The organism is Ruminococcus albus AD2013, from assembly GCF_000526775.1.
Lineage (GTDB): Bacteria > Bacillota > Clostridia > Oscillospirales > Ruminococcaceae > Hominimerdicola > Hominimerdicola alba_A.
In genome coordinates this window covers 3,195,823-3,219,758 of record NZ_JAGS01000001.1, presented here as the reverse complement: position 1 = coordinate 3,219,758, position 23,936 = coordinate 3,195,823, and the positions used below count along the sequence as shown (strand labels likewise).

The window sequence follows — 23,936 nt, the reverse complement described above, 5'->3', positions numbered from 1 at the left end:
ACACCTCCACAGGCGATGTTCAGTCACAGTCAGCATAAAGCTGATACTTTCCGCAGTGCAGGCACCTGAAAAGATAGCCCTGCATACTGCCGCCGTTTGTCATACATTCTCTGATATCACCGATATCGAACATAGCCTCGTCCTTGCGGTAGATATCTTCCAGTTTATCTGAAAGACCCATCTTTTCAAGTTCTGCCATACCCACATAGCCCACAAAAGCGCAGTAATCATTACAATGTGCCAGCCAGACTTCCTGCTGCCACCCGCAGTATCCCGGGGTACGGTGTATAAGTTCGTCCAGCTTGGATACATCATCAATCTCCTCACAGCTGTAAGCGTCCTGAAACTCGCCGTCAAATTTCTTTGCGGCACTGCCGTCGGCTATACACCATGGACACAGACACTCAACATCTTCTGTCGAATAGAATGGACTTTCGTATACATATCCGGTCTTTTTGCCGCAGCATTCGCATATCTGCGGCTTGTCAGCCTTTTTGAAAGCCCCTGTGCCTATGGGGTCGGGGTGATATCTGAATTTCGGGAAGTCTTTATCCATATCCATACCTCACTGTTTCAGAAACTGTTATGCGAAGAAGATGATCACAAAATCTCCATGATGAGATAAGCTATGAAACCACCTCCCAAAGCTACCAGCAATGCGGTAACTGTCATTCTGACAGCAGCGGGCAGCCCTGATCTCAGTCTCAGCGGCTGTTCGACTTCTTTGGGTGGGATGGGTACTGTTTTAGAAAAGACCGCAGGTACTGCCAGAAAGGATATGCACAGCATCATAAAAATTATCCCGCCGAGATCATACCCGCCTGAATGATTCCTGAAGAAGTCTAACAACATGAAAGCTGTGATCGTCAGCACGAATACAAGCCCGTAATAGAGATATGTGAGCGTTTTCCAGTGCTGGACGCTTCTGGCATATTCATACCTGATATGCTCGATGTTCTTGAATTCATTTTTGGTTCTTTCAAGGACTGCCCTGTCAGAGCCTTCCTTTATGTTCAGCACCGAATCACAGTAGGGGCATTTTGTCACCCGCTGACCAGGGGCATAGTTTATATCACCCGAACAGTTCGGGCATTTCATTGCCATTATTTCCATGTAATTACCTGCCTTGGCTCATTTCAAAGACTACCGAAGCCACACTTGATCCGCTGTCCTTTTCGGAAAAACTGTCTCCCTTGACCATCTCGCCGATCACTCCGCCCAACAGCAGCATACCGATCACGATACCGTAAAGTGCTCCTGTTGAACTGGGTCTTTCCTTGGGGGTAAGTTTATTCAGAATTATATCGGGAGGAGTCGGTGCAAAGGAATGGAGTATCGGACCGCCGCCAAAAAGCAGCACGATAACAGGAAAGCCTGATATCGTTGACATACTCGAATGTTCAGGTGCAAAGCCGAACACAAAACCTATGACTACACACAACACCATTGAGACATACTTTATGGTCTGCCACCTTTTAAGCTTTGCCAGATAGGTTTTTTTAGCGTTCTCAGCAGCAGCGCTATCTCTCATCATCTGCTCATAATCCAGATCTTCTGCGGACATGGATATCTTTATAACCGAATCGCAGTAGGGACATTTGCAGCTGGTTTTACCATGTTTATAATTTATGTTCCCTGCACAGTTTGGACATTTCATGGATAGCAGTTCCATAATTCTTCTCCTTTGGAATATTTTTACAGGTCAAAGCTCTGCTTACCGTTCTCGGTCAAAAGTATGACCTTTTCGTCCTCGATCATGCCGCCTATGACATGGTTCTCGTTTATAAAACGGAAATACTCCATATGCTCCGCCAGAGTTTTATGCTCGGGAACAAGTATCGGCATAGGCTCGATGCGCGAACCCTGAAAGGCTATACACTTACATTCGGTATATATATCCTTTATCATATCCCGCAGTTTATCCTTGTTGGCAGGGTCGGTAAACTTCTCATAAAGCTCTTTGCCGATATCGTAAAGCTCGGTCATCTGTGTGCTGCCGATATTTCCCGCAAAAACATACCGTCCGTCCTCTGTCATGCCGAGCGTGTACCCGTTGCCGGGAGCTATCGAGAAATATCTTATCAGCTGCCTTGCCATTACTTTGTATACTTGTTTACGATCTTCGATACAGCCTTGCCTGTTTCGATATCGATGAACCTTACAAACAGGGATACCTTGTTATCCTCGTTCAGTGCGTTCCAGAGACCGTTGGTGAACTCATCGATATCGTTGGGGATAGCGATCTTCTTGGGTTCACCTTCAAAGCTGGGCAGAGGATTGCCGTCACCCATATAGGTGTGGATGAAATGACCAAAGCCTGCTATGGGAGTTGAATAGCTGAAAGTGAATCTCTCAACACTGTCTGGGTTGCCGTCAGCGGATTTCAGTATGCTCATAGCATAGTTGTACTGACCGTCGCCAACGTGCATGATACCGGAAATTCTGGGTGTATAGTTGGGAGCATCGTCCTCATACTCTCTTGTGCGCAGGCTCTGCTCGAAAGTCTGCTGCTTGTCCATAAGCTCGTATATAGTATCAGTCTGATCGCCGTTGGTAACGATGGTCTTGTTGCCCAGTACTCTTACAGGGGAATATATTATCAGATGAGGATCGGAAAGCTTTGAAGGATCAGCTGCCTCGGTCTTGATGCCGTCAGCAGTTTCGGTGAAAACTCTGTTTCTGGAATTCACGCTTCTGCCCATGATGAAATAAGCAGTAACAGCGTGCTTGCCGTCAGCGCTCTTGCCGATGATGATACCTCTTCCGGGGTAAGCGTTGCCTTTCAGTTCCTCGTAAATGTCAAGTGTTTTCATATTTTTTGACCTCCTTGATAAGGTTTATGGTTGACCATTGAACTTTGCTTCAATGGTATTTACCAATGTTTTCTTCATATTCTTTAACAGCTTAAAAACAGCCTAGTAAAAAACCACTATCGCGCACAGTGAATATGCACGCGCATCATATCAACTATATATTATAGCAGAAATTTTCGCCGATTGCAAGTCATAGCAAAGAATTATCACTATTTTTTTTCAGATAAAGCCATTAATCAACGTAAGCCTTGCCGTCACGGATAGTTATTCTGTCCTCACAGAACAGCGAAACTGCCTTGGGCAGGAGCTTCCACTCCACGTTTTCCATTATCTTCTTCTGGAGAGTTTCGGGGGTCTCGTCGTTGGCGATATCAACTGCGCCCTGAAGAATTATTGCACCTGCGTCTGCTTCTTCATTTACAAAGTGTATAGTCGCACCGCTGATCTTGACACCGTATTCCAGAGCCTTTTCATGAACTTTCAGACCATAGTAGCCCTCACCGCAGAAAGAGGGTATCAGTGCGGGATGAACGTTGATTATCTTGTAGGGATAAGCCTTTGTAACTACTTCGTCAAGGATTATCATGAATCCTGCCAGCACAACGAGGTCGGCTTTCTGTCTGTCAAGTTCTTCAAGTATAGCCTGACTGTATGCCTTTTTGTCAGCATACTCCTTTCTGGGCAGCACCACTGAGGGTATACCTGCCTTAGCCGCTCTTTCAAGGGCATATGCGCCCTCTTTTGAGGATATTACACAGCTTATCTTTCCGCCCTTTATCTCTCCTCTTTCCTGAGCGTCTATCAGTGCCTGTAAATTAGTCCCGCCGCCCGAGACCAGTACTACTATATTTTTCATAATGATACTTCCTTTCGGTCAAAAATAATAAACACATACGGGCTTACCTGTTTCAGCCGCGTCCCTGAATAGTTTTTTCAATACATCCAACACTTCGCCGCTTTTAGGCAAAAATCTCAGTTTCGTCTTATCCACCGCCGCAAGCTGTCTGTACACTGTTACAGGGTCTTTAAATTCGTATACGTCATCGGGACAAAGTTCCTCATTTAACATATCAACATGATAATAGAGCTGTAACCCGATAAATCCATATTCTTCCGGTTTTATACCGTCAACCACAGCACCAAGATATCCGTCCCATATACCATAGCCCCACCTTATGCCCTTTTCATCACAGGTAAAAAAGACGTACTCTTCCTCGCCCTCAAAACCGGCGTAGTATTTTTCGTCGATATACTTATAGTCCTCAGCGGACCAGGTCATACGCTCCATACTCAATACTCCCCCGCACCTTCGTTTATAACAACCTTTTTAATGCCTTTCATACCGTCCAGTGCTTTCGGGACTTCGGTTATATACTGTTCATCATCTGCATTTCCGAGATCGAGCATCACCGTTACTTTGTCGGGTTCATCTGCAAAGACCATAACATCTCCGTGATATGTATTTTCGTCATCCTGCGGGAGTTTATCCATACACTCTTCCACCGCACTGATATCTTCATCTGTGGGGGGATTTTCAAAATAAACGCTGTACAGGAACATCTCTCCGTCAAAGCCATCGACCTTGATATCATAACTCAGCTTTAGTTTATCAATGCCAAGCGTCTCCTCATAAGTTGGCATCTCCGATTTGATATCATCAACACTGACCGCCTTTGGGTGGCTTTCACGATAACCGATATAGCCAATTGTCAGTACTCCCGCCAGCACGATAAGTCCTGCAAGCTGATGTCCGTGCCTGTGCCAGAATGTCTTCAGCGACTTCCTGTTGTCGAATTCTCTCACGATAAGCCCTCCGCTTCGCATCTCAGCTTGTAAAATATCTGTATAAAAGGCGGTGCGCTCTCCATTTCCTCAGCCATAGCAGAAAGTCTGCGCTTACCCGTCCGCCTGTCGAGTATCGCAAATATCCTGACAAGCGGATACTCGCTTTTCAGGCTCTCCTCAATCGGCTGTGAAGAGAACATATCAAAGGCGCGGTAAAATACTTGATGGTCAAATCCGCCAGCTTTTTCGGCTTCATCAAATGCTTGCATCCAGCTTCTGTGAAGCCCTGCGCCGCTTTCTTCCTGCTCATGGTATTTCTGTGAATGCAGCATCATGAGTTCAAAATAGTCGCTCTTGAAGACCTCAACACCGTCAACACGTATTGCCGCACGCCCCTCATGGTCGGGATATTTGCTGTATGAGGTGGCAAAGTATGTCACACGCCCCTGCAATGAGGGCGCAAGAAACTCCGTCTCAAGCCTTTTCTTTATCTTTGTAAACGGCATAATGCCCTCCTTACTTTATGCTTCCGCCGTGGAACAGACATTCATATATCTGCACACCATTCAACGATATTATCTCATGCCCATAAAACCAGCAGGTATCACCGCTTACCTCGCATTCGTATACATATCCGCCGTCTTCATAACGCGCAGGTCCTCTGAATGGCTTATCAGCAGGAACTCTTAACAGTGCCTCTTTCAGAAAATCTCCGCTGAAATTCTCACCTGTCACTCTGCCGACATAATTCATCGACCAGAATGGTTCGCCGTCACACCATAAAGCTTCCTCGCCCGCAAATCTCTCGCCGCCGAGATAAGTATCTATGTAGGTAAGCCCGTCCTCGCTGTACTTCAAATCATGGGATTTCGGACGGCTGCTTGCGCTTTCCGCGCCCTTGCCCGCATAAGTGGCTTTCTTCGCCCTTATCAGAAATCCGATAACCTTATCGTTAAGTTTGTCCAACATCATTTTCCTCCGCAGATATCAATTATCTTATCGGCATATCTCTCCGCGTATCTCATGGAGAACTCTCCGTGATACATTCCGTCAAGCACCTCGATGCTGCTGCCCTTAACGGCTTTGTTTATCATCTCAGCCGATCGTTTTACCGACTTCATTTCTTTTCCGCCTGCAAAAACATACACTCGCGCAGAAGTATCTTTCACAGAGCTTTTCAGTTCATACTGCTGATTTGCCGTGAGAAAAGCTGTCATATTTTCAAGAGTTATCTCCTTGGTGTCGCGGAAATAATCCTCAAACAGTTCGTCCTTTATCTTCAGTGCCGCGAACTGTTTCCTCGCGAACCACTCTTTTTGAATCAGCCCGTAACTCATTTTCAGTGATGAGGGCAAAAGCGCCGCTGTCATCTTTGAGGGTATAACAAGTGCGCTCTCTATCACTGCATTTTCGCAGATATCCCCGTGCTGTGCCAGCATTTCAAGTGCGACCTGTCCGCCGAGAGACAGCCCGCCGAGAAGTTTCACACTGCCGCCGAAATTTTCATCTATATATGTAATGACTTCCGTCGCGGTGTCTTCTATCGAAGAAAAGTCCCTGTCGCTCCCTGCATGACCGTCTAAAATAGGAAGAACCACACGATACTGCTTTGAAAGTATCTGCGCAGCTTCGCGGTATCCCCACCATGAGAGCCCGCCGCCGTGGAGCAGGATGATAGTATCGCTGTTTTTCTCACCGAAAATAACTGTCTTCATGGTGATGTCACCCTCTTATCGGCTTAGCTTCTATCTCCACCCACGCAGGCTTGAAACCGCAGTTCAGCGCGATATTCTGCGAATGGAGATTTCCCGCACCTGTTCCGTAAAATGGTATATCACCCATTTCGGTTATCCTGTTTTTCAGAAGCGTCACAAGGTAAGTACCAACGCCCTTTGAACGGTATTCGGGCATAACATCAATGCCTATCTGCATCCAGTGAGGTGCATCTTCGGAACAACCAGCCATGCCCATGATGTTGTCGCCGTCGCAAGCGACAACCGCTATCCTGTCGGGGCGTGTTGAAAGCGCCGCTTCGCATATGGCATTTTCAAAACGTTCATCGCTGTAAAACTGATGTATCTCCTCATCATAGTACCACTTTACGGCATAGTCTGCCTGTGGTGTTACATCACGGCAGGGCAGGAACATATGGTGTGTCTGTGTAAGACCGTATCCGTACTTTGCAAGTTCTCTGTCTATCGCCGCAAGGTTTCTGTGTTCCATCAGCTGATGTCCCTGTTTACTTTTGGCAAATCCATACAAAAACTCATGTATAGATTCGTCAGCCGAAATGACAGTTCCTCTGCCGACAGTCGCCATTGAGAGGAATGTCTTTTTCGTTGAATACAGTCTTCTGCCCTCGTTCAAAGCCGATGCCACAACAGTGTTGCTGTCTTTGAAAAAGTCCTCAGCAGTGCAGTTATAATCAACAGCCAGCTGGGTGAGAAGCTTATCGAAATAGTTTTTAAACATATCTGTCACCGAAGTTTTGACATCTCATTTTTCAGAAAATCTTTGTCATACTTTCTGCGGTAATCCCTCAGCATATCATCAGCTGACTTGTGCTGAAACTCACCGTCAGCCATCATCAGCGGGAAATTATGTACGCAGTCGCACAGCAGATATTCCCTGCCGCGGTCTCCGTGACATTCCGCCATCTCGCTTATCACCCGCGACAGTACAGCACAGTATTCGCCAGAAAGTTCAGCACGTCTGCCGTCATCGGGCTTGTCACCGCATACCCATGAAAGTATATCATCGTTCTTATCAAAGTAACCGCGAAGCGCACTTCTTACAAAACCCTCTGAGGGTGATGCCTTTGCAAGTTTATCCGATATCTCCCTGAGTGCAGGCAAATAAGCACCGACCCTCTCGGGCAGTACCCTGAAACACACTATCATAGAATGGATATCGAAAATGTCATTGTAAATAGATTCCATAACACCGAACTTCTTTCATCATGACCCGTTTAAAAAAGCCACCCGACACGAGCCGCGCCGAGTGGCTGAAAATACTTTTTATCAGCAGATGATAACGCCCATGTCGCTATCTACCAGCTCGCCGAGAACATAAGCATCCTCGCCTGCGGCCTTGATAGCAGCGATAGCCGCATCAGCGTCAGCCTTGTCAACAACAACAGTCATACCAACGCCCATGTTGAAAGTATTGAACATATCTCTCTCGGGGATATTGCCTGTCTTTGCGATAAGGTCGAATATAGGCAGTACCTGAACATCGCTTCTCTTGATCTGAGCGGATATGCCCTTGGGCAGTGCTCTCGGGATATTCTCGTAGAATCCGCCGCCTGTGATGTGGGATATGCTCTTTACCTTTACAGCATCCAGCAGGCTCATGATAGCCTTAACATAGATGCGTGTAGGTGTCAGCAGTGCCTCGCCAAGAGTTGTACCCAGCTCGTCATAGTGCTTAGCCAGATTTTCCTCGTTAACATCGAATACCTTTCTTACCAGCGAGAAACCGTTGGAATGTACACCGCTGGACTTTATAGCGATCATTACATCACCCGCCTTCTGTGTGGTGGGGTCGAGTATCTTGTCCTTATCAACAACGCCGACAGAGAATCCTGCCAGGTCGTACTCTTCCTCGGGCATAAGACCGGGATGCTCCGCAGTCTCACCGCCTACCAGTGCGCAGCCTGCCTGTACACAGCCCTCTGCAACGCCTGAAACTATGCTTGCGATCTTCTCGGGGATATTTCTTCCGCAGGCGATATAATCAAGGAAGAACTGGGGCTTAGCGCCGCAGCAGATTATATCATTTACACACATAGCAACGCAGTCGATGCCCACGGTGTCATGCTTGTCCATCAGGAAAGCGATCTTGATCTTAGTACCAACGCCGTCAGTGCCCGATACCAGAACAGGCTTCTTTATGCCTGTGATATCCAGTTCAAAGAGTCCGCCGAAACCGCCGATACCATCGATAACGCCCTTGGTAACTGTTCTGCCTACGTACTGCTTCATAAGTTCTACTGCCTTGTAACCGGCAGTAACGTCAACGCCTGCATCCTTGTAGCTGTTTGAATAACTGTTCTTGTTCATAAATGCTTCCTTTCGGTCATATACTTTAACTTGTTGTAAGTGTTATTCCTTGCCGTTCCAGCAATATGTGCAAAGTCCGCACTCGGGTCTGCCTACTGCCCTTACTGTACCCTCTACGGACTGGAATTCCAGTGAAGTGAGCTTCAGTCGGCGGCATATCTCATCTCTGAGATACTTGCCTCTCTCGGTGTTGGTATCGCTGTATTCGCTGATGTACTTAACACCCTCGATACCCTCATTCTCGTCGATTATCTGCCTTGCGATGAGTTCCAGCTCAGAAGTGCTTCTCGAGAAGTTAAGGTACTTGCAGCCGTACATTATAGGAGGACAGGCAGATCTCATATGAACTTCCTTAGCGCCGTTTTCATAAAGGAACTCAACCGTCTCCCTCATCTGTGTACCTCTTACGATACTGTCATCAACGAACAGCAGCTTCTTGCCCTCGATGAACTCATGAACGGGTATCAGCTTCATCTTAGCTACCTTGTTTCTCATGGACTGATTTGTAGGCATAAAGCTTCTGGGCCATGTGGGAGTGTACTTTATGAAAGGTCTTGCAAAGGGGATACCGCTCCTGTTGGCATAACCGATAGCGTGAGGAGTACCCGAATCGGGAACGCCGCATACGTAGTCAACATCGGGCAGTCTGCCGTTCTTGATGTCGTTCTCCGCCATTATCATGCCGTTGCGTATTCTCATGCCCTCAACATTGACGCCCTCGTAGTTGGCGTTGGGGTAGCCGTAGTAAGTCCAGAGGAAAGTACAGATGCTCATTTCGTCCGTACCCTCGGAGAGTATCTCGTAGCCGTCCTTGGTGAGCTTCAGTATCTCGCCTGCTTTCAGCTCATGGCAGGTCTTGTAGCCCAGCTTCTGGTAAGCGAAATCTTCAAATGAGAAGCAGTATCCGTCCGATCTCTCACCGATGAGAATAGGCAGCTTGCCTGCCTTGTCCCTTGCGCATATGATGGAATCCTCAGTCATAAGCACCAGTGACATAGTGCCCTGTATCTTCTCCTGAGCGTAGCGTATACCGTCAACGAAGCTGTCTTTCTGAGCTATCAGCGCACCGATAAGTCCTGCGGAATTGATAGCACCGCTGCTCATAGTCTCAAAGTTTGCACAGCCTTTCAGCAAGAGCTCCTCTGTCAGCTCCTTTGCGTTATGTATAACGCCGATGGAGCATATAGCATAAAGACCCATCGTAGACCTTACCATTATCGGCTGAGGATCTGTATCGCTTATACATCCGATACAGACCTTGCCGCGCATAGCCTCAACGTCTTTCTCGAACTTTGTTCTGAAAGGTGAGTTCTCAATGCTGTGAATGTTTCTCTGAAAACCTATTTCGGGCGCATATGAGGTCATACCGCCTCTTCTTGTGCCCAGATGTGAATGATAGTCAGTGCCGAAGAAAACGTCCTGTATACAGTCGTTAGCTGACACTGCGCCAAAAAATCCGCCCATAAATCAAATCTCCCGATACCTTATTATTTTTATCGGATATTCGCCGATTCCCGACGCATATCCGTTATCCGTCAATTTCCTGAAATTATATAACTGCGGCAGTCTGCAGGCGTTTCCACGATAATGTCAGCGCCGCATTCTTCCGCTTCTTCCCTGCTGCCGTAGCCCCACAGCACATATACGCTGTCAAGCCCGCATTCCTTGGCTCCCACGATATCATGGAGCCTGTCGCCTATCATAAGCACGCTGTTTCTGTCCGTAACGCCAAGATTTTCCAGCGTGTACTCGATGACTTCTTGCTTCGTGTCCCTTGCACCGTCCACTCCGGAACCTCCGATAAAGGTGAAATACTTTGCCATATCGAAATGCTCCAAAAGGCTTCTTGCAAAGGGTTCGGGCTTGCTTGTAGCAACTCCGAGGACGAATCCGTCGTTTCTGAGTTCTTTAAGTATATCCTCAACGCCCTCAAACTTTTCAGAATCGAAAAGCCCGTCCACAGGATACTTTTCGCGGTATATCCTGACCGCTTCCCAGGCGCGTTCATCGTCCAGTCCGCAGAATTCCTTCATCGACCGAAACAGCGGAGGTCCCAGAAATCTTCTCATATTCGGAGGTTCTTCCAGTCCCATCTTTTCCATGGTGTACCTCACCACGCTGAATATTCCGGGCGCTGTATCCATCAGTGTGCCGTCAAGATCGAACAGCAGGAACTTGTATCTGCTCACAGTGCAGCCAGCTTTTCCTGCAGAGCAGCGTCCTTTGCCTTAACGCCCTCGATCATCTCAGCCTTTGCAGCTTCCAGCTTTTCTGCCAGACCATCATCGGAGAGTGCCAGCATCTGTATAGCCAGCAAAGCCGCATTCTTTGCACCGTCGATAGCGACAGTCGCTACAGGTATGCCACTGGGCATCTGTACAGTAGCCAGCAGAGCATCAAGGCCATCAAGATTGCTGGACTTGCAGGGGATACCGATAACAGGCAGTGTAGTGTGTCCCGCGATAACTCCTGCCAGATGTGCAGCCATACCTGCCGCACAGATGATAACGCCGAATCCGTTTTCCTTAGCCTTGTCTGCAAAATCAGCGGCAAGGGCAGGTGTTCTGTGGGCGCTCATAACATGACATTCATAAGGCACACCGTAAGCTTTCAGCTCGGCACACGCCTTGGATACCACAGGAAAATCGCTGTCCGAACCCATGATAACTGCTACTTTCTTCATATCAGCATCAAACTCCTTCTTCAACAAAAAAAACTGCAGCTATTGCGTTGCAGTTTCAAATTTGGTCATACTTGTTACTTGCATGGGTGTACTTAGAGTGTGATGAGACAAAGCGGCAGCCATCGGTCGCTCCGCCCATGGAATATAAAGCTTTTGAATCTTTACATATTCCCGAATACATCATACGATACTCCTGTCCTGCGCCATGCGGCTTTTAGGGAGGGTCATCCCCCCGATATCATATAAATATTGTACAATATTCTCGGGACAATTTCAACAGTTTTCCATATAGAATTTGTTAAGGTTATAAAAAGATTTATTGTGTAAAATAACAAATCATATCATCAATAAAAGACTCCCTCAGCCCTGTTCAGCGCACTTATCGCCGACATATCAACAGCCGTTTCCGACACTGTGCGGCACTTGCACAACCTCTGCACCGAACGTATGCCATCCGTGTCGGTGCCCGAAAAACCGCGGTATCCCGCTGTTCCTAACACTCTTGCCGATATTTCTCCGTTTGCATAAAGTCTGAAATTATACATCCTTATTTCTCCTTCGTACTGTTCGCTCAGCCCTTAAAACCGACTCCATTTATCTGTTCATCAGTATGCCCCATATTCGATAAATAATGCGCTTGCCTATTGACTTAATGTCACTTATATGTTAAAATTATATTATCGATTTATAGCTGAAAATTAACATAAATAACAAATTACTTTGTTTGCTTACGAAATGTTAAAATAAAACGACAGAAAACAATGTTGGTCTTTCCGAAAAACGGATAAGCCGACAGATAGATAAATGGGGAGAATGTAATGGATAATCTATCGAATATAGGCGTTATAAAAGACGTCATGCAGCGCCACGGCTTTACATTTTCAAAAGCCCTCGGGCAGAACTTTCTGGTAAACCCCTCGGTTTGCCCCCGCATAGCTGAGATGGGCAATGCTAAACCCGGCTTCGGAGTGATAGAGATAGGTACAGGCGTGGGTGTGCTTACAAACGAACTGGCAAAGCGTGCCGATAAGGTGGTCGCCATCGAGATAGATGAACGCCTTATCCCCGTGCTTGAAGAGACCCTCGCCGAACATGATAACGTCAAGGTCATAAATGCAGATGTAATGAAAGTCGATCTGCACAAACTTATCGAGGAAGAATTCGATGGACTGGAAGTCGCTGTATGTGCAAATCTTCCATACTATATAACGTCCCCCATACTCATGATGCTTCTCGAACAGCGTCTGCGGATACGTTCCGTCACTGTTATGGTGCAGAAAGAAGCGGGCACACGCCTGTGCGCACCTGTTGGCACAAGGGATATGGGAGCAGTTACCGTAGCCGTCAACTACTTCTCAAAGCCTAAGATACTCTTCAATGTTTCCCGCGGAAGCTTCATGCCCGCGCCAAACGTTGACAGCTGTGTGGTGCGCTTTGATATCAATGATACCACCCCCGAGGGAGTAACCGACGAAGCCTTTTTCTTCAAAATGGTGAGAGCGGCATTCTCGCAGCGCAGAAAGACCTTGGTGAATTCCGTGTCCGCAGGTCTCGGCACCGATAAGCATACAGTCACCGCCGCCGTGGAAAACAGCGGTCTCGGGGCAAATGTCCGTCCCGAACAGCTATCCATGGAGGAACTGGTGCGTTTCAGCGAGGAACTGAAAAAACTCACGTAAATACGACACATTTCCCACACTCTCGATGATAGAATATGTTCATATATTCTATTATCGGGACGTGAGAAATATGCTACTGAATGTTAAAACAAGATCCGTAACTCCTGCCAGAAAAAGGCAGATATCGAAAAGTACGGCAACAGCACGAAAATGGTCATGCCGCATAATTGCTTTTGCGGGCGGTCTCCTGACAGGTCTTTCTGTCACTCTGGGCTTTCCCTCATTTATGTGCGGCGCGGCAGCATCTCTGGCAGGTAACTATTCACCCGCCGTTTTCCTCGGGACGCTGCTGGCTTTTATGCTGAACCGCGGTATCGAAGCAGGTATAGTGCAGATATGCTCCGTGCTTGTGATAACAGCCATACACTTTATCGACCCCTTCGGAGACAGGCGTGAAGAACCCGTCTATCGCTCCCTCGTGGTGTCGGGAGTGCTGATGCTGTTCTCCTGCGTTGTTACTGCCGCTGTGCCTAGCGATTTTTATCTTGCGTCCATGCGCATGATAAATTCTCTGCTGGCAGGCTGTACCGTTTTCATCACAATGTCTGTGCGTGACTCCGCAAAACACAGCGGTGTTTTCGACCTCACAGGCATGAACGGTATGTTCGCGGGAATGTTCTTCATAATGATGGTGAGCATATTCGCTTCGGTGAATATATTCGCCATAAATCCCGGCAGGATGCTCGGCGCATTCATAATGCTTCAGGCATCAAGAAGATACCGCAGTTTCGGCGGTGCAGTCATAGGCGCACTGACAGCCTGCGGCGTACTTGTCAGCGACCCCTCACTTGCAAGAAACACTCTGCTTCTCGCAACGGCAGGGCTGATATGCGGAGTATTCGTCCGCTTCGGCAGACTGGCAGCTGTCATGAGTTTTCTCGTAACTTCCCTGATAAGCCTTGTGGCAGTGGGTATCAACGGCGATACTTACCATATGTTCGCGGATATCGTAACAGGCTCTATCCTGTTTCTTATCATACCCGCCGATAAAATAAAGAATTTCAGCAAGCGAATATCGGGCTTCCAAAGCACCCCCGAACTCATCGGACAGACCACAGCCGCCAGACTTTCAATGGCAGGCAGGACTCTCGGTGAGATACGCCGCCGTCTTGACATGGTCACGGTAACTATGGACAGGAACACCGCTTCCCGCACAGCCTCGTCAGAGGTCAGACGGTGCGTGTGTACCGACTGCCACTCTTATCACCTTTGTTTTGAGAAAAACGAAAACACAGAGAAGGCTTTTGATATCCTTCAATTTACCCTTGACCGCGGCGATGCCGTAACCGATGAACAGGTCAGGCAGACAGTACTGTGCTGTGACAGACCTGTACTTCTTGCCGAAGCTTTCAACGACCTCGAAAGACATATCATACGGGACAAAGCCGAGAATATCCGCATCAGGGAACTGCGGACAATGCTTACCGATCAGCTTCTCTCAATGGAAGATATCCTTTCCGACCTGTCATACCGTTCATCACGGGTGCAGTCAATAGATACAGGACTCTCCGAAAGCGTGCGAGAACAGTTGGCTGTCATGGGATATAAGGGCGCAAAGGTATGCGTCTATATAGACGAAGACCTCTGCCGAAGAGCCGATGCCTTTGTAAAAGGCGTTTTTTCGGGAGATATCGCTAAACTTACAGCATCGGTGTCCTCTATTCTCGATTGCGATATGGCTCTGCCCGATATCACCGAAGAAAACGGCATGACGAGGATATCCTTCTCCGAACTCCCCTGCTTTACCGCGGAAGCCGCAGTTTTCTCGGCATCTGCCAGTGGAGAGTATTCAGGAGACAGTTATGATATCTTTGATATAGGCGGCAGCGAGAAATATATACTCCTGTCCGATGGCATGGGCACAGGCAAACGTGCAAGGCTGGATTCTTCATTCACTGTCAGCCTCAGCCGCAAGCTTCTCACCTCGGGACTTTCTCTCACCACCGTGCACAGGCTGGTATCCTCGATGCTTCGTGTAAAGGGCTGGGAGGAAAGCTTTGCCACCATGGATATAATGCATCTCGACCTCTGCGGAGGACGGGCTTCACTGCTGAAAGCGGGGGCAGTAAACAGCAGGCTGTGCCGTGACGGCGCAGTAGTGTCTCTGGGAGATACTTCATTTCCCGCAGGGATACTGTCTGATTGTCCCCCCGATAAATGCGAGATAAAGCTTTTTGACGGCGACATCATAATAATGAATTCCGACGGTGCGGACGAAGATTCCGCACAGCTGATAGCACAGACTGCGGCAGATAAGACCGACTGCGATATCAACGAACTGGTGAACCGTCTGGGAAGCATGATACTCGACCGCAGACAGGGCGCAAGAGCAGATGATATCACCGTGATCGCGGTGCGTATAGGTACGCGTAAAGATTAATTATGTATACATTTGTATCTTTTAGTGTATAAATCCGACATTTTTTATTAATACCATATACCATATGCACAAACCCGCTGGTTAAAATATGTAGGAACTTGAAAAAAATTACAAAACCCCTTGCAAAAATATTAAATAAGAGTTAAAATAGATGTATAAAAAGGCATCGCTATGCCTTGTTAAAAAGGAGGAAAGAGTTTTCATGGATAAAATACCTCAGGAATATGAGATACCTCTATACCTTTTCCATAACGGTACCAACTACGAGACTTACCGTTTTCTCGGCTGCCATAAAGGCACAAAAGACGGGAATGACGGTTATTATTTCAGAGTATGGGCTGCCAAGGCTCGCGCCGTTTCTCTGGTCGGCGATTTCAACAACTGGGACGATAACGCCACACCTATGCAGCAGATCGAAAAATCCGAAGTCTGGGAAGTATTCATTCCCGGTCTGAAGACATACGATACATATAAATTCTCCATAGTCGGCTGTGACGGCAAACGCCGCTGTAAGGCTGACCCCTACGGAACACACATGGAGCTGAAGCCCCAGACGGGTTCTAAGATATTCGATATCGAAGGCTACAAATGGAAAGACGATAAGTGGCAGGAAGAACGCAAGACCAAAGACGTTTACAACTGCCCCATGAATATATATGAGGTTCACCTGAATTCGTGGAAGTCCTGCGATGACGGAGTATACTATTCCTACACCAAATTCGCAAATACGATAATACCTTACCTCAAGGATATGGGCTATACCCATATCGAATTCATGCCCCTGGCAGAATTTCCCTTTGACGGTTCCTGGGGTTATCAGGGCATAGGCTACTATGCACCTACCTCACGTTTCGGCACTCCTCACGAGTTCATGGCGATGATAGACCTCTTCCATCAGGCAGGTATATCCGTTATCCTCGACTGGGTACCCGCACATTTCCCCCGCGACGAAGCAGGTCTGTTTGAATTTGACGGCGGTGCGAGCTATGAGTACGCCGACCCCAAAAAGCGCGACCATCTCGCATGGGGCACAAGAGTATTCGACTACGGCAGAGGCGAAGTCAAGAGCTTCCTCATCTCCAACGCACTTTACTGGATAGAACAGTACCATATCGATGGTCTCCGCGTTGACGCAGTGGCTTCGATGCTGTACCTCGATTATGACAGACGTGACGGCGAATGGACACCCAATATATACGGCGGACATGAAAACCTTGAAGCTGTGCAGTTCCTGCGCGACCTCAATACAGCAGTTTTCTCCAGATGCCCCACAGCACTGATGATAGCCGAAGAATCCACCGCATGGCCGATGGTAACCAAGCCCGTCACCGACGGCGGTCTGGGCTTCAACTTCAAATGGAACATGGGCTGGATGAACGATATGCTCAAATATATGAGCTACGACCCCATAGACAGGGCATTCCATCACGATATGCTGACGTTCTCCTTCTTCTATGCATTCTCGGAGAATTTCGTACTGCCTATATCCCACGATGAAGTAGTACACGGCAAAGCTTCACTGGTAAACAAGATGTACGGCGGAGATGTTGACAAAAAGTTCGAGCAGTGCAAGCTGTTCAATGCATATATGATGGCTCACCCCGGCAAAAAGCTGATGTTCATGGGCACAGAGTTTGCCCAGTTCAGAGAGTGGGACTATGAGAACGGTCTTGAATGGTTCCTTGTAGACGAATACGAGAACCACCGCAATTATCATGCTTTCTCAAAACGTCTCAACCGCTTCTATCTCGACCATCCCCAGTTCTGGCAGAAGGACTTCGACTGGTCTGGCTTCAGCTGGATAGCCAATGACGATTTCAGACAAAGCATAATCATATTCCGCAGATTTGATGCGGAGGCAAACGAAGTCATCGTTCTCTGCAACTTCGTCCCCGTTGAGAGAAAGAGCTACTGCTTCGGCGTGCCGTATAAGGGCAAGTATACCGAGGTATTCAACTCCGCCTCCCCCGACGGCGCACCTATGACCAACGGTACTGTCAAATCGCAGGACGTTCCCATGCACGGCTTTGAACAGTCGGTATGCATAGATATACCGCCTTTTGCCTGCCTGTACTTTGAAGTTAAGAAGGACGGCGAAAAGAAAAAAGCGGCTGTCAAAAAGGCAGAACACAACTCAGATAAGAAAAAATCAGCTAAAGAAAACTAACAGGCATACAGCTGTCCCGCCATCATCACAGCGGGCAGATATCAATAGAAAAATAATTAATATGGTGGGTGAAAATTTATGTTCAACAAAAAAGAATGTGTGGCTATGCTTCTGGCAGGCGGCCAGGGCAGCAGACTTTACGCCCTGACCCAGGATGTTGCAAAGCCCGCAGTGCCTTTCGGCGCAAAGTATCGTATTATCGACTTTCCTCTGTCTAACTGCATAAATTCAGGTATAGACACAGTAGGTGTCCTCACACAGTATCAGCCTCTGGTACTCAACGAGTACATAGGCAACGGTCAGCCATGGGACCTCGACCGTGTTCACGGCGGCGTTCATGTACTGCCTCCTTATCAGAAGGCTACGGGTGCTGACTGGTATTCGGGCACTGCAAATGCTATCTATCAGAATATCGGCTTCATCGACAGATATGACCCCGAGTACGTTGTAGTGCTTTCTGGCGACCATATCTACAAGATGGACTACAACAAGATGCTGGAATTCCACAAGAAAAAGGGCGCAGCTGCCACTATAGCTGTTCTCGATGTTCCCAAGCACGAAGCAAGCCGTTTCGGCATAATGATAACCGATGAAGAAGATAATATCATCGACTTTGAAGAAAAGCCCAAGAACCCCAGATCTACACTGGCTTCAATGGGTATATACATATTCACATGGGAGAAGCTGAGAGCTTACCTCATCGCCAACGAAAAGGACGAGACCGCTTCCAAGGACTTCGGAAAGAATATCATACCCGATATGAGAGAAGCAGGCGAAAAGCTGGTAGCTTACCGCTTTGACGGCTACTGGAAGGACGTCGGAACCATCGAGTCCCTCTGGGAAGCTAATATGGATCTTATAAATCCCAATATCCCCATAGATCTCTACGATCCCAACTGGAAGATCTATTCCAGAAACCCGATATTCCCTCCCCAGAGTATCGGCAAGAATGCCCAGATACAGAACTGCATGGTAACAGAGGGATGTGTCATAGACGGCTCTGTAGAATTCTCAATGATATCCGACGGTGTTATCGTTGAAGAGGGCGCTGTTATATATGACTCTATCCTCATGCCCGGCGCAGTAGTCAAGAAAGGCGCTAAGGTAGAGTATGCCATCGTAGGTGAAAACTCAGTCATCGGCGAAAACTGCCAGATAGGTGCAAGACCAGAGACCATCGAGGACAAGGACAGCTGGGGCGTTGCTGTAGTTGGTCATAACCTGAAAATATCCGATGGAGCCAACGTTGTGCCAAAGGCGATAATCTACGAAGATATGTAAGAAAGGAGACCGGGTAAAATGGAAGTTAACATGGGTAATGTACTGGGTCTTGTTTTCGCAAATATGCACGACACGACTCTCGGTGATATGACAAAGAACAGAACTATGGGTTCTGTAATGTTCGGCGGAAGATACCGCCTGATAGATTTTCCCCTCTCAAATATGGTAAACAGCGGTATTTCCGAGGTAGGTGTGATCACAAAGAGCAATTATCAGTCTCTTATGGATCACCTTGGAAGCGCAAGAGAATGGGATCTCGCAAGAAAGAAAGGCGGACTTTATATACTTCCTCCTTTCGGCAATGTTGAAAGCACACTTTACAGGGGCAGGATCGAAGCAATCTACGGCGCGATGAATTTCATCACACATTCTGCCGCAAAGTATGTGGTACTGACAGATTGTGACGTTATCACAAATATCGACTACAAGCCGATAGTTGCAAAGCATATCGAGACTGGTGCCGATATAACCGTAGTGTCACACACAGGACCATATACCTCGGAAGACCTGAAGACCGCCACCGTACTGAACACAAATGACGAAGGTCAGGTAACCAGCGTGCTCATCCAGCCCGAACTCAGCGGCACCTGCACCTGCAGCCTGAATATGTTCGTCATGAGCATGGAATTCATAGTAGATATGATAAAGGACTCCATCGCAAGGGGCAAAGTTTCCTTCGAGAAAGATATCCTTCAGGAAAGATGCAATGAGCTGAAAATAATGGCTTATGAATACAAGTACTATTTCAGCAAGCTCAATTCCACCGATACATACTTCAAGGCAAATATGGATATCCTCGATCCCGAGAACGCAAGAAAGCTCTTCGTTCCCAAGAGATCCATCTATACCAAGGTAAGCGACAACGCACCTGCTAAGTACGATCTCGACAGTATCGTCAAGAACTCTCTTGTTGCAGACGGCTGCATAATCGAGGGCGAAGTTGAGAACTGTGTGCTGTTCAGAGGTGTAAAAGTCGGCAAGGGCGCAAAGATCAAGAACTGCATCCTCGGACAGGGTACTGTTGTAGGCGACGGCGCACAGATGAACTACGTCATCACCGATAAGGACGTAACCGTTGCTCCCAAGCACGTTCTCACAAGCACCGCGGATTACCAGATGTACGTATCCAAGGGCGCTACAGTATAATAAAAATCAGCCGCACGGCGCCGTCGGTCGGTGCCGTGCGTTTTCGATAATAAAACATGGTCTGTGGGAGAAAACGCACCTGTTTCACAGCATAAATACTAACTTTTACAAATGAGCGAAATATGGAACTGAAGAATTATTCAAACGATCAGCTGTATGATATTATTGAAAGAACGGAAGATTACGTTAAAATGGGCGAAGCCTTCAAAGAACTTATGAAACGTTCATCTGATGATGAGCTTGTTGAGATCATAGATGATATGGTATATATCGATGAAGTTCCTTATGCATTAAATGAACTCATGGAGCGGTCATCTTCAAAAGCTTTTGATACAGGCATGGATATCCTTATAAATGATAAAGGAGACCATTTTCTTCAGGCTTGTGTATGGGACACTTGCTATGACTTTAATGATGCCCAAACGGTCACGCTGATGAACCAAAGGAAAACAACAATGGGATACAGCCTGATAGAAACAATACTTTTAAGTATGTATAACTATCAGACAAATTCCTTTCCCACTGCTTTCCAAAAGCTTATCATAGATTCGTATAATAATATGCCCGAAGAAAAGAAAGCTGAATTTTCAGATATGTTTGATGATTTTTCAAAGAAATATCAATTGTAACGGCTGCCCCGGCAGACCCCACCAACTATGACCGACCTATCAATTACGCAAAAGGAGGGTGATACTATGAAGATACTCTATACAGCCAGCGAGGGACTTCCCTACTCCGCATCGGGAGGACTCGCAGATGTTGCAGGCTCACTGCCCGCCGCACTAAACGCACTCGGACAGGACTGCCGCGTTGTACTGCCCCTTTACGGCAGTATCCGTCAGGAACTCAGAGACAGACTGAATTACATCACCAATTTCACCGTGCCCGTAGCATGGCGCAATCAGTACTGCGGTGTGTTCGTGGGAGTGGAGAACGGCGTTACCTACTATCTTCTGGATAACGAATACTACTTCGCCAGAAACGGTATGTACGGCTTCTACGATGATGCAGAAAGATATATATTCTTCTCCCGTGCAGTTCTCGAACTGCTGAAATTCATCGACTTCAAACCCGAAGTCATCAACGCCAATGACTGGCAGACTGCACTCGTGCCCGTTTACTATGATATCTTCTACCGCTATCAGCCGGGATACGAGGATATAAAGACAGTATTTACCATACACAATATCCAGTATCAGGGTCAGTACGGTCTTGAACTGATAAACGACCTCATGGGCATACCACTATACCATACCGATATGCTGAGCTATGACGGCGACGTGAATTTCATGAAAGCCGCAATAGAGGTCAGCGACAGAGTAACAACAGTATCCCCAAGCTACGCATGGGAGATACTCGACCCCTGGTATTCCCACTCTCTCGACAGAGAACTAGTCCACCACCAGTATAAACTCAGCGGTATACTCAACGGAATATCTCAGACGATATACGACCCCGCCACCGACAAGAACCTCGCCCGCAACTACAGCCTTAACGACAGACTGGGCAAACTTGTCTGTAAAAAAGCCCTTTGCGACGAACTCGGCATAGCATCGGGCAAAGAGCCCATCATCGGCATAGTCACCAGATTTGTGTCACATAAGGGTCTCGACCTCATAAAGTATGTCTTTGAGGATATGATAAGCCTGGGCTATAAATTCGCAATACTGGGTTCGGGCGAAAAGATATACGAAGACTTCTTCACCGAGATGCACTACCGCTATCCCGACAGAGTAGGTCTCCGTTTAGGATTCGTCCCCGAGCTTTCAAGAAAGGTATATGCAGGTGCCGATATGTTCCTCATGCCGTCCCAGAGTGAGCCCTGCGGACTTGCCCAGATGATAGCCCTGAGATACGGCACTATCCCGATAGTCCGCGAAACAGGCGGTCTCCGCGATACCATACGCGATGCAGGCGGCGAAAACGGCAACGGCTTCACTTTCAAGAGCTACAACGCTCACGATATGCTCGATGCCACTGTACGCGCAAGAGCGTACTACGACGATAAAATGCGCTGGGAGCGCCTGGTATCTACCGCATTCAAGCAGGATTTCAGCTGGGAGCGCTCCGCCAGGGAGTATATACGTCTCTACGAAAATATCAATTAAAACAGCAATACCTCAAAATGGTACAGCTGAAAGAACGAGGGTGGACTATCGAAAGTCCACCCTCGTTCTGCGTCAGCAGAATTATTGCCTCACCTAAGTTTCCCGAACAGAACAAAGGCGCTTCCGCTGATGCGGAAGCGCCTTTGTTTGGTTGGAATGTGTTTATATAGAGTGTAATCAGTTAATTAAGAGTGATCTCGACTACCGAGCAAGCAGGAAGCTTAACGGTCAGCTTGCTGTTTTCAAGCTTGACATCGTGAGGCCTGATAGCGACTTTCTCGGGATCATCGAAAGTATTGCAGGCATGAACGTCCTCGGTGAGGATATGTGCCTTAACTTCCTTAGCGTCGAAATTACAGATATCGCAGCTGAGCTCGGCATCGTCGTCAATGGAGCAGTTTGCGAGAGTTATAGTCATAACGCCGTCCTTTACGGAAGCGGAAGAAGATATCATAGGAACGCTCTTGCCACCGCAGCAGTTCTCGTTATCGGTATGGCAGTATACGCACTCAGCATCCTGATGAGCCTTGAACATATCGAAAACGTGGTATGTAGGAGTCTTGACAAGCTTTTCGCCCTCAGTGAGGATTATAGCCTGAAGAACGTTGACAACCTGAGCGATATTAGCCATAATAACGCGCTTGCAGTGACGGTTGAAGATATTCAGCTGCATAGCTGCAACGATAGCATCACGCATAGTGTTCTGCTGATAAAGGAATCCGGGATTTGTGCCGGGTTCAACATTGAACCAGTTGCCCCACTCGTCCATGATAAGACCTATCTTGTTATCGGGGTCGTAGCGGTTCATTATCTCGGTATGTCTGGTCAGCATAACGTCAACGTAGTTAGCGAGGTTGAGTATGGTATAGTAATCGTTGGCATCAAACTCTGTGGAAGAGCCCTTGTCTACCCAGTTGGGAACGTTGTATGCGTGGAAGGATATGCCCTGTGCCTGGTCGGGATTGAGGTTCTTCATCAGCACCTGTGTCCAGTTGTACCAATCCTCTCCGCCGCCTCCGGGACCGCAGGCTACCTTGAAGAGCTCGTTGCCGCTGTAATTTTTGCAGTAGCTCTGGTACTGTCTGTACTGGTCGAGGTAATATTCGGGGCGCATATTTCCGCCGCAGCCCCAGTTCTCGTTGCCTATGCCGAAATATTTCAGCTTCCAGGGCTTCTCTCTGCCATTCTTCTTTCTCAGTTCTGACATGGGAGATATACCGTCAAAAGTCATATACTCTATCCATTCAGCCATTTCCTGAACGGTGCCGCTGCCTACGTTGCCTGCGATATAGGGCTCACAGCCTACCAGTTCGCAGAGTTCCATGAACTCGTGGGTACCGAAGCTGTTATCCTCAACAACGCCGCCCCAGTTAGTGTTTACCATCTTTTTACGGGTAGACTTATCGCCTATGCCGTCTTTCCAGTGGTATTCATCGGCAAAGCATCCGCCCGGCCAACGGAGTACAGGCATCTTAATCTGCTTGAACGCTTCAATAACGTCTTTTCTGATACCGTGGATATTGGGTATTGATGAATCCTCGCCCACGTAGATACCGCCGTATATACATCTGCCGAGATGTTCGGAGAAATGTCCGTATATCTCGCGGTTGATGTGGCCTGTTTTGTCATTGGCGTTAACAAGCATCTTAAAATTTTTCATATCGGTATACCTCCTGTAACTTAGAATTAAGTAAATTGCGCGAACGTCCGCGCTGCGTTTCACAGTAATTACAATATAACATATTGACAAACCAAATTCAATGACGTATAATATTTTTGTACTTACTTATCCTACGATTTGTATTCTTTTGTAAAGGGGTGGCTGTATTGTTC

General features: G+C 47.5%; 26 protein-coding genes. 7 read left to right on the top strand and 19 right to left on the bottom strand.

Annotated elements, in window-relative coordinates:
• Positions 1 to 19: 19 nt before the first annotated feature.
• From N773_RS0114490 to N773_RS0114405, 18 genes are all read right to left on the bottom strand, one after another.
• Positions 20 to 562, bottom strand: a complete 543-nt coding sequence (locus tag N773_RS0114490; RefSeq protein WP_080678350.1) for a CbrC family protein — start codon at positions 560 to 562, stop codon at positions 20 to 22.
• Between the two features lie 38 nt (positions 563 to 600).
• On the bottom strand, positions 601 to 1,113 hold the full coding sequence (locus N773_RS0114485) for a hypothetical protein (protein ID WP_024858462.1): 513 nt from the start codon (positions 1,111 to 1,113) through the stop codon (positions 601 to 603).
• A gap of 4 nt (positions 1,114 to 1,117) precedes the next feature.
• Complete coding sequence (locus N773_RS0114480; protein WP_024858461.1) at positions 1,118 to 1,672, bottom strand: hypothetical protein; 555 nt, start codon at positions 1,670 to 1,672, stop codon at positions 1,118 to 1,120.
• Positions 1,673 to 1,695: 23 nt separating this feature from the next.
• Positions 1,696 to 2,097 (bottom strand): hypothetical protein, encoded by a 402-nt coding sequence (locus tag N773_RS0114475; RefSeq protein ID WP_024858460.1) that lies wholly within the window; start codon positions 2,095 to 2,097, stop codon positions 1,696 to 1,698.
• Positions 2,097 to 2,813, bottom strand: coding sequence for an IMP cyclohydrolase (locus N773_RS0114470; protein WP_024858459.1), 717 nt, complete (start codon positions 2,811 to 2,813; stop codon positions 2,097 to 2,099). Before N773_RS0114470 ends, N773_RS0114475 begins: the two co-directional genes overlap by 1 nt.
• 232 nt (positions 2,814 to 3,045) lie before the next feature.
• On the bottom strand, positions 3,046 to 3,669 hold the full coding sequence (purN, locus tag N773_RS0114465; RefSeq protein WP_024858458.1) for a phosphoribosylglycinamide formyltransferase: 624 nt from the start codon (positions 3,667 to 3,669) through the stop codon (positions 3,046 to 3,048).
• Between the two features lie 18 nt (positions 3,670 to 3,687).
• Complete coding sequence (locus tag N773_RS0114460) at positions 3,688 to 4,101, bottom strand: hypothetical protein (protein ID WP_024858457.1); 414 nt, start codon at positions 4,099 to 4,101, stop codon at positions 3,688 to 3,690.
• 2 nt (positions 4,102 to 4,103) lie between these two features.
• A complete protein-coding gene (locus tag N773_RS0114455) occupies positions 4,104 to 4,616 on the bottom strand; it encodes a hypothetical protein (RefSeq protein ID WP_024858456.1) in 513 nt (170 codons plus the stop codon).
• Positions 4,613 to 5,104: an SF0329 family protein gene (locus N773_RS0114450; RefSeq protein ID WP_024858455.1), complete on the bottom strand. Its 492-nt coding sequence runs from the start codon at positions 5,102 to 5,104 to the stop codon at positions 4,613 to 4,615. Before N773_RS0114450 ends, N773_RS0114455 begins: the two co-directional genes overlap by 4 nt.
• Positions 5,105 to 5,114: 10 nt before the next feature.
• A complete protein-coding gene (locus N773_RS0114445; RefSeq protein WP_024858454.1) occupies positions 5,115 to 5,567 on the bottom strand; it encodes a DUF5680 domain-containing protein in 453 nt (150 codons plus the stop codon).
• Positions 5,567 to 6,313 (bottom strand): alpha/beta fold hydrolase, encoded by a 747-nt coding sequence (locus N773_RS0114440; protein ID WP_024858453.1) that lies wholly within the window; start codon positions 6,311 to 6,313, stop codon positions 5,567 to 5,569. The genes N773_RS0114445 and N773_RS0114440 overlap by 1 nt, the downstream gene beginning before the upstream one ends.
• Before the next feature lie 7 nt (positions 6,314 to 6,320).
• Positions 6,321 to 7,070, bottom strand: coding sequence for a GNAT family N-acetyltransferase (locus N773_RS0114435; protein WP_024858452.1), 750 nt, complete (start codon positions 7,068 to 7,070; stop codon positions 6,321 to 6,323).
• 5 nt (positions 7,071 to 7,075) lie between these two features.
• Positions 7,076 to 7,537 carry a hypothetical protein gene (locus N773_RS0114430; protein ID WP_024858451.1) on the bottom strand — a complete coding sequence of 154 codons (462 nt, stop codon included), beginning with the start codon at positions 7,535 to 7,537 and terminating at the stop codon, positions 7,076 to 7,078.
• A gap of 81 nt (positions 7,538 to 7,618) precedes the next feature.
• Positions 7,619 to 8,659 (bottom strand): phosphoribosylformylglycinamidine cyclo-ligase, encoded by a 1,041-nt coding sequence (gene purM / locus N773_RS0114425; protein WP_024858450.1) that lies wholly within the window; start codon positions 8,657 to 8,659, stop codon positions 7,619 to 7,621.
• Between the two features lie 42 nt (positions 8,660 to 8,701).
• Entirely contained in the window at positions 8,702 to 10,123 is a 1,422-nt protein-coding gene (locus tag N773_RS0114420; RefSeq protein WP_024858449.1) for an amidophosphoribosyltransferase, read from the bottom strand.
• Between the two features lie 71 nt (positions 10,124 to 10,194).
• Complete coding sequence (locus N773_RS0114415) at positions 10,195 to 10,848, bottom strand: HAD-IA family hydrolase (protein WP_024858448.1); 654 nt, start codon at positions 10,846 to 10,848, stop codon at positions 10,195 to 10,197.
• Positions 10,845 to 11,342 carry a 5-(carboxyamino)imidazole ribonucleotide mutase gene (purE, locus tag N773_RS0114410; protein ID WP_024858447.1) on the bottom strand — a complete coding sequence of 166 codons (498 nt, stop codon included), beginning with the start codon at positions 11,340 to 11,342 and terminating at the stop codon, positions 10,845 to 10,847. The genes N773_RS0114415 and purE overlap by 4 nt, the downstream gene beginning before the upstream one ends.
• A 344-nt stretch (positions 11,343 to 11,686) precedes the next feature.
• Complete coding sequence (locus tag N773_RS0114405; RefSeq protein ID WP_024858446.1) at positions 11,687 to 11,887, bottom strand: hypothetical protein; 201 nt, start codon at positions 11,885 to 11,887, stop codon at positions 11,687 to 11,689.
• 273 nt (positions 11,888 to 12,160) lie between these two features.
• Here N773_RS0114405 and rsmA point away from each other — a divergent pair, with 273 nt between their 5' ends.
• The 7 genes from rsmA (at position 12,161) to N773_RS0114370 (ending at position 22,103) form a co-directional block, all read left to right on the top strand.
• A complete protein-coding gene (gene rsmA, locus N773_RS0114400; RefSeq protein ID WP_024858445.1) occupies positions 12,161 to 13,021 on the top strand; it encodes a 16S rRNA (adenine(1518)-N(6)/adenine(1519)-N(6))-dimethyltransferase RsmA in 861 nt (286 codons plus the stop codon).
• Positions 13,022 to 13,091: 70 nt separating this feature from the next.
• Complete coding sequence (locus tag N773_RS0114395; protein ID WP_024858444.1) at positions 13,092 to 15,401, top strand: SpoIIE family protein phosphatase; 2,310 nt, start codon at positions 13,092 to 13,094, stop codon at positions 15,399 to 15,401.
• A 202-nt stretch (positions 15,402 to 15,603) separates the two neighbouring features.
• Positions 15,604 to 17,568, top strand: a complete 1,965-nt coding sequence (glgB, locus tag N773_RS0114390; RefSeq protein WP_024858443.1) for a 1,4-alpha-glucan branching protein GlgB — start codon at positions 15,604 to 15,606, stop codon at positions 17,566 to 17,568.
• Between the two features lie 78 nt (positions 17,569 to 17,646).
• Positions 17,647 to 18,849 carry a glucose-1-phosphate adenylyltransferase gene (locus N773_RS0114385; RefSeq protein ID WP_024858442.1) on the top strand — a complete coding sequence of 401 codons (1,203 nt, stop codon included), beginning with the start codon at positions 17,647 to 17,649 and terminating at the stop codon, positions 18,847 to 18,849.
• Between the two features lie 18 nt (positions 18,850 to 18,867).
• Positions 18,868 to 19,995: a glucose-1-phosphate adenylyltransferase subunit GlgD gene (gene glgD / locus N773_RS0114380; RefSeq protein ID WP_024858441.1), complete on the top strand. Its 1,128-nt coding sequence runs from the start codon at positions 18,868 to 18,870 to the stop codon at positions 19,993 to 19,995.
• Between the two features lie 122 nt (positions 19,996 to 20,117).
• Complete coding sequence (locus N773_RS0114375; RefSeq protein WP_024858440.1) at positions 20,118 to 20,624, top strand: hypothetical protein; 507 nt, start codon at positions 20,118 to 20,120, stop codon at positions 20,622 to 20,624.
• Between the two features lie 66 nt (positions 20,625 to 20,690).
• A complete protein-coding gene (locus tag N773_RS0114370) occupies positions 20,691 to 22,103 on the top strand; it encodes a glycogen synthase (RefSeq protein WP_024858439.1) in 1,413 nt (470 codons plus the stop codon).
• A gap of 181 nt (positions 22,104 to 22,284) precedes the next feature.
• On the opposite strand, the gene N773_RS0114365 is transcribed toward N773_RS0114370, so the two are convergent.
• Positions 22,285 to 23,763: an alpha-N-arabinofuranosidase gene (locus N773_RS0114365; protein WP_024858438.1), complete on the bottom strand. Its 1,479-nt coding sequence runs from the start codon at positions 23,761 to 23,763 to the stop codon at positions 22,285 to 22,287.
• Positions 23,764 to 23,936 lie beyond the last annotated feature (173 nt).

What these genes read in the sequence shown, in the direction of transcription:
- N773_RS0114490 (WP_080678350.1), bottom strand. Translation starts at nt 562, where the DNA reads ATGGATATGGATAAAGACTTCCCGAAATTCAGATATCACCCCGACCCC.
- N773_RS0114485 (WP_024858462.1), bottom strand. Translation starts at nt 1,113, where the DNA reads ATGGAAATAATGGCAATGAAATGCCCGAACTGTTCGGGTGATATAAAC.
- N773_RS0114480 (WP_024858461.1), bottom strand. Translation starts at nt 1,672, where the DNA reads ATGGAACTGCTATCCATGAAATGTCCAAACTGTGCAGGGAACATAAAT.
- N773_RS0114475 (WP_024858460.1), bottom strand. Translation starts at nt 2,097, where the DNA reads ATGGCAAGGCAGCTGATAAGATATTTCTCGATAGCTCCCGGCAACGGG.
- N773_RS0114470 (WP_024858459.1), bottom strand. Translation starts at nt 2,813, where the DNA reads ATGAAAACACTTGACATTTACGAGGAACTGAAAGGCAACGCTTACCCC.
- purN (WP_024858458.1), bottom strand. Translation starts at nt 3,669, where the DNA reads ATGAAAAATATAGTAGTACTGGTCTCGGGCGGCGGGACTAATTTACAG.
- N773_RS0114460 (WP_024858457.1), bottom strand. Translation starts at nt 4,101, where the DNA reads ATGGAGCGTATGACCTGGTCCGCTGAGGACTATAAGTATATCGACGAA.
- N773_RS0114450 (WP_024858455.1), bottom strand. Translation starts at nt 5,104, where the DNA reads ATGCCGTTTACAAAGATAAAGAAAAGGCTTGAGACGGAGTTTCTTGCG.
- N773_RS0114445 (WP_024858454.1), bottom strand. Translation starts at nt 5,567, where the DNA reads ATGTTGGACAAACTTAACGATAAGGTTATCGGATTTCTGATAAGGGCG.
- N773_RS0114440 (WP_024858453.1), bottom strand. Translation starts at nt 6,313, where the DNA reads ATGAAGACAGTTATTTTCGGTGAGAAAAACAGCGATACTATCATCCTG.
- N773_RS0114435 (WP_024858452.1), bottom strand. Translation starts at nt 7,070, where the DNA reads ATGTTTAAAAACTATTTCGATAAGCTTCTCACCCAGCTGGCTGTTGAT.
- N773_RS0114430 (WP_024858451.1), bottom strand. Translation starts at nt 7,537, where the DNA reads ATGGAATCTATTTACAATGACATTTTCGATATCCATTCTATGATAGTG.
- purM (WP_024858450.1), bottom strand. Translation starts at nt 8,659, where the DNA reads ATGAACAAGAACAGTTATTCAAACAGCTACAAGGATGCAGGCGTTGAC.
- N773_RS0114420 (WP_024858449.1), bottom strand. Translation starts at nt 10,123, where the DNA reads ATGGGCGGATTTTTTGGCGCAGTGTCAGCTAACGACTGTATACAGGAC.
- purE (WP_024858447.1), bottom strand. Translation starts at nt 11,342, where the DNA reads ATGAAGAAAGTAGCAGTTATCATGGGTTCGGACAGCGATTTTCCTGTG.
- N773_RS0114405 (WP_024858446.1), bottom strand. Translation starts at nt 11,887, where the DNA reads ATGTATAATTTCAGACTTTATGCAAACGGAGAAATATCGGCAAGAGTG.
- rsmA (WP_024858445.1), top strand. Translation starts at nt 12,161, where the DNA reads ATGGATAATCTATCGAATATAGGCGTTATAAAAGACGTCATGCAGCGC.
- N773_RS0114395 (WP_024858444.1), top strand. Translation starts at nt 13,092, where the DNA reads ATGCTACTGAATGTTAAAACAAGATCCGTAACTCCTGCCAGAAAAAGG.
- glgB (WP_024858443.1), top strand. Translation starts at nt 15,604, where the DNA reads ATGGATAAAATACCTCAGGAATATGAGATACCTCTATACCTTTTCCAT.
- N773_RS0114385 (WP_024858442.1), top strand. Translation starts at nt 17,647, where the DNA reads ATGTTCAACAAAAAAGAATGTGTGGCTATGCTTCTGGCAGGCGGCCAG.
- glgD (WP_024858441.1), top strand. Translation starts at nt 18,868, where the DNA reads ATGGAAGTTAACATGGGTAATGTACTGGGTCTTGTTTTCGCAAATATG.
- N773_RS0114375 (WP_024858440.1), top strand. Translation starts at nt 20,118, where the DNA reads ATGGAACTGAAGAATTATTCAAACGATCAGCTGTATGATATTATTGAA.
- N773_RS0114370 (WP_024858439.1), top strand. Translation starts at nt 20,691, where the DNA reads ATGAAGATACTCTATACAGCCAGCGAGGGACTTCCCTACTCCGCATCG.
- N773_RS0114365 (WP_024858438.1), bottom strand. Translation starts at nt 23,763, where the DNA reads ATGAAAAATTTTAAGATGCTTGTTAACGCCAATGACAAAACAGGCCAC.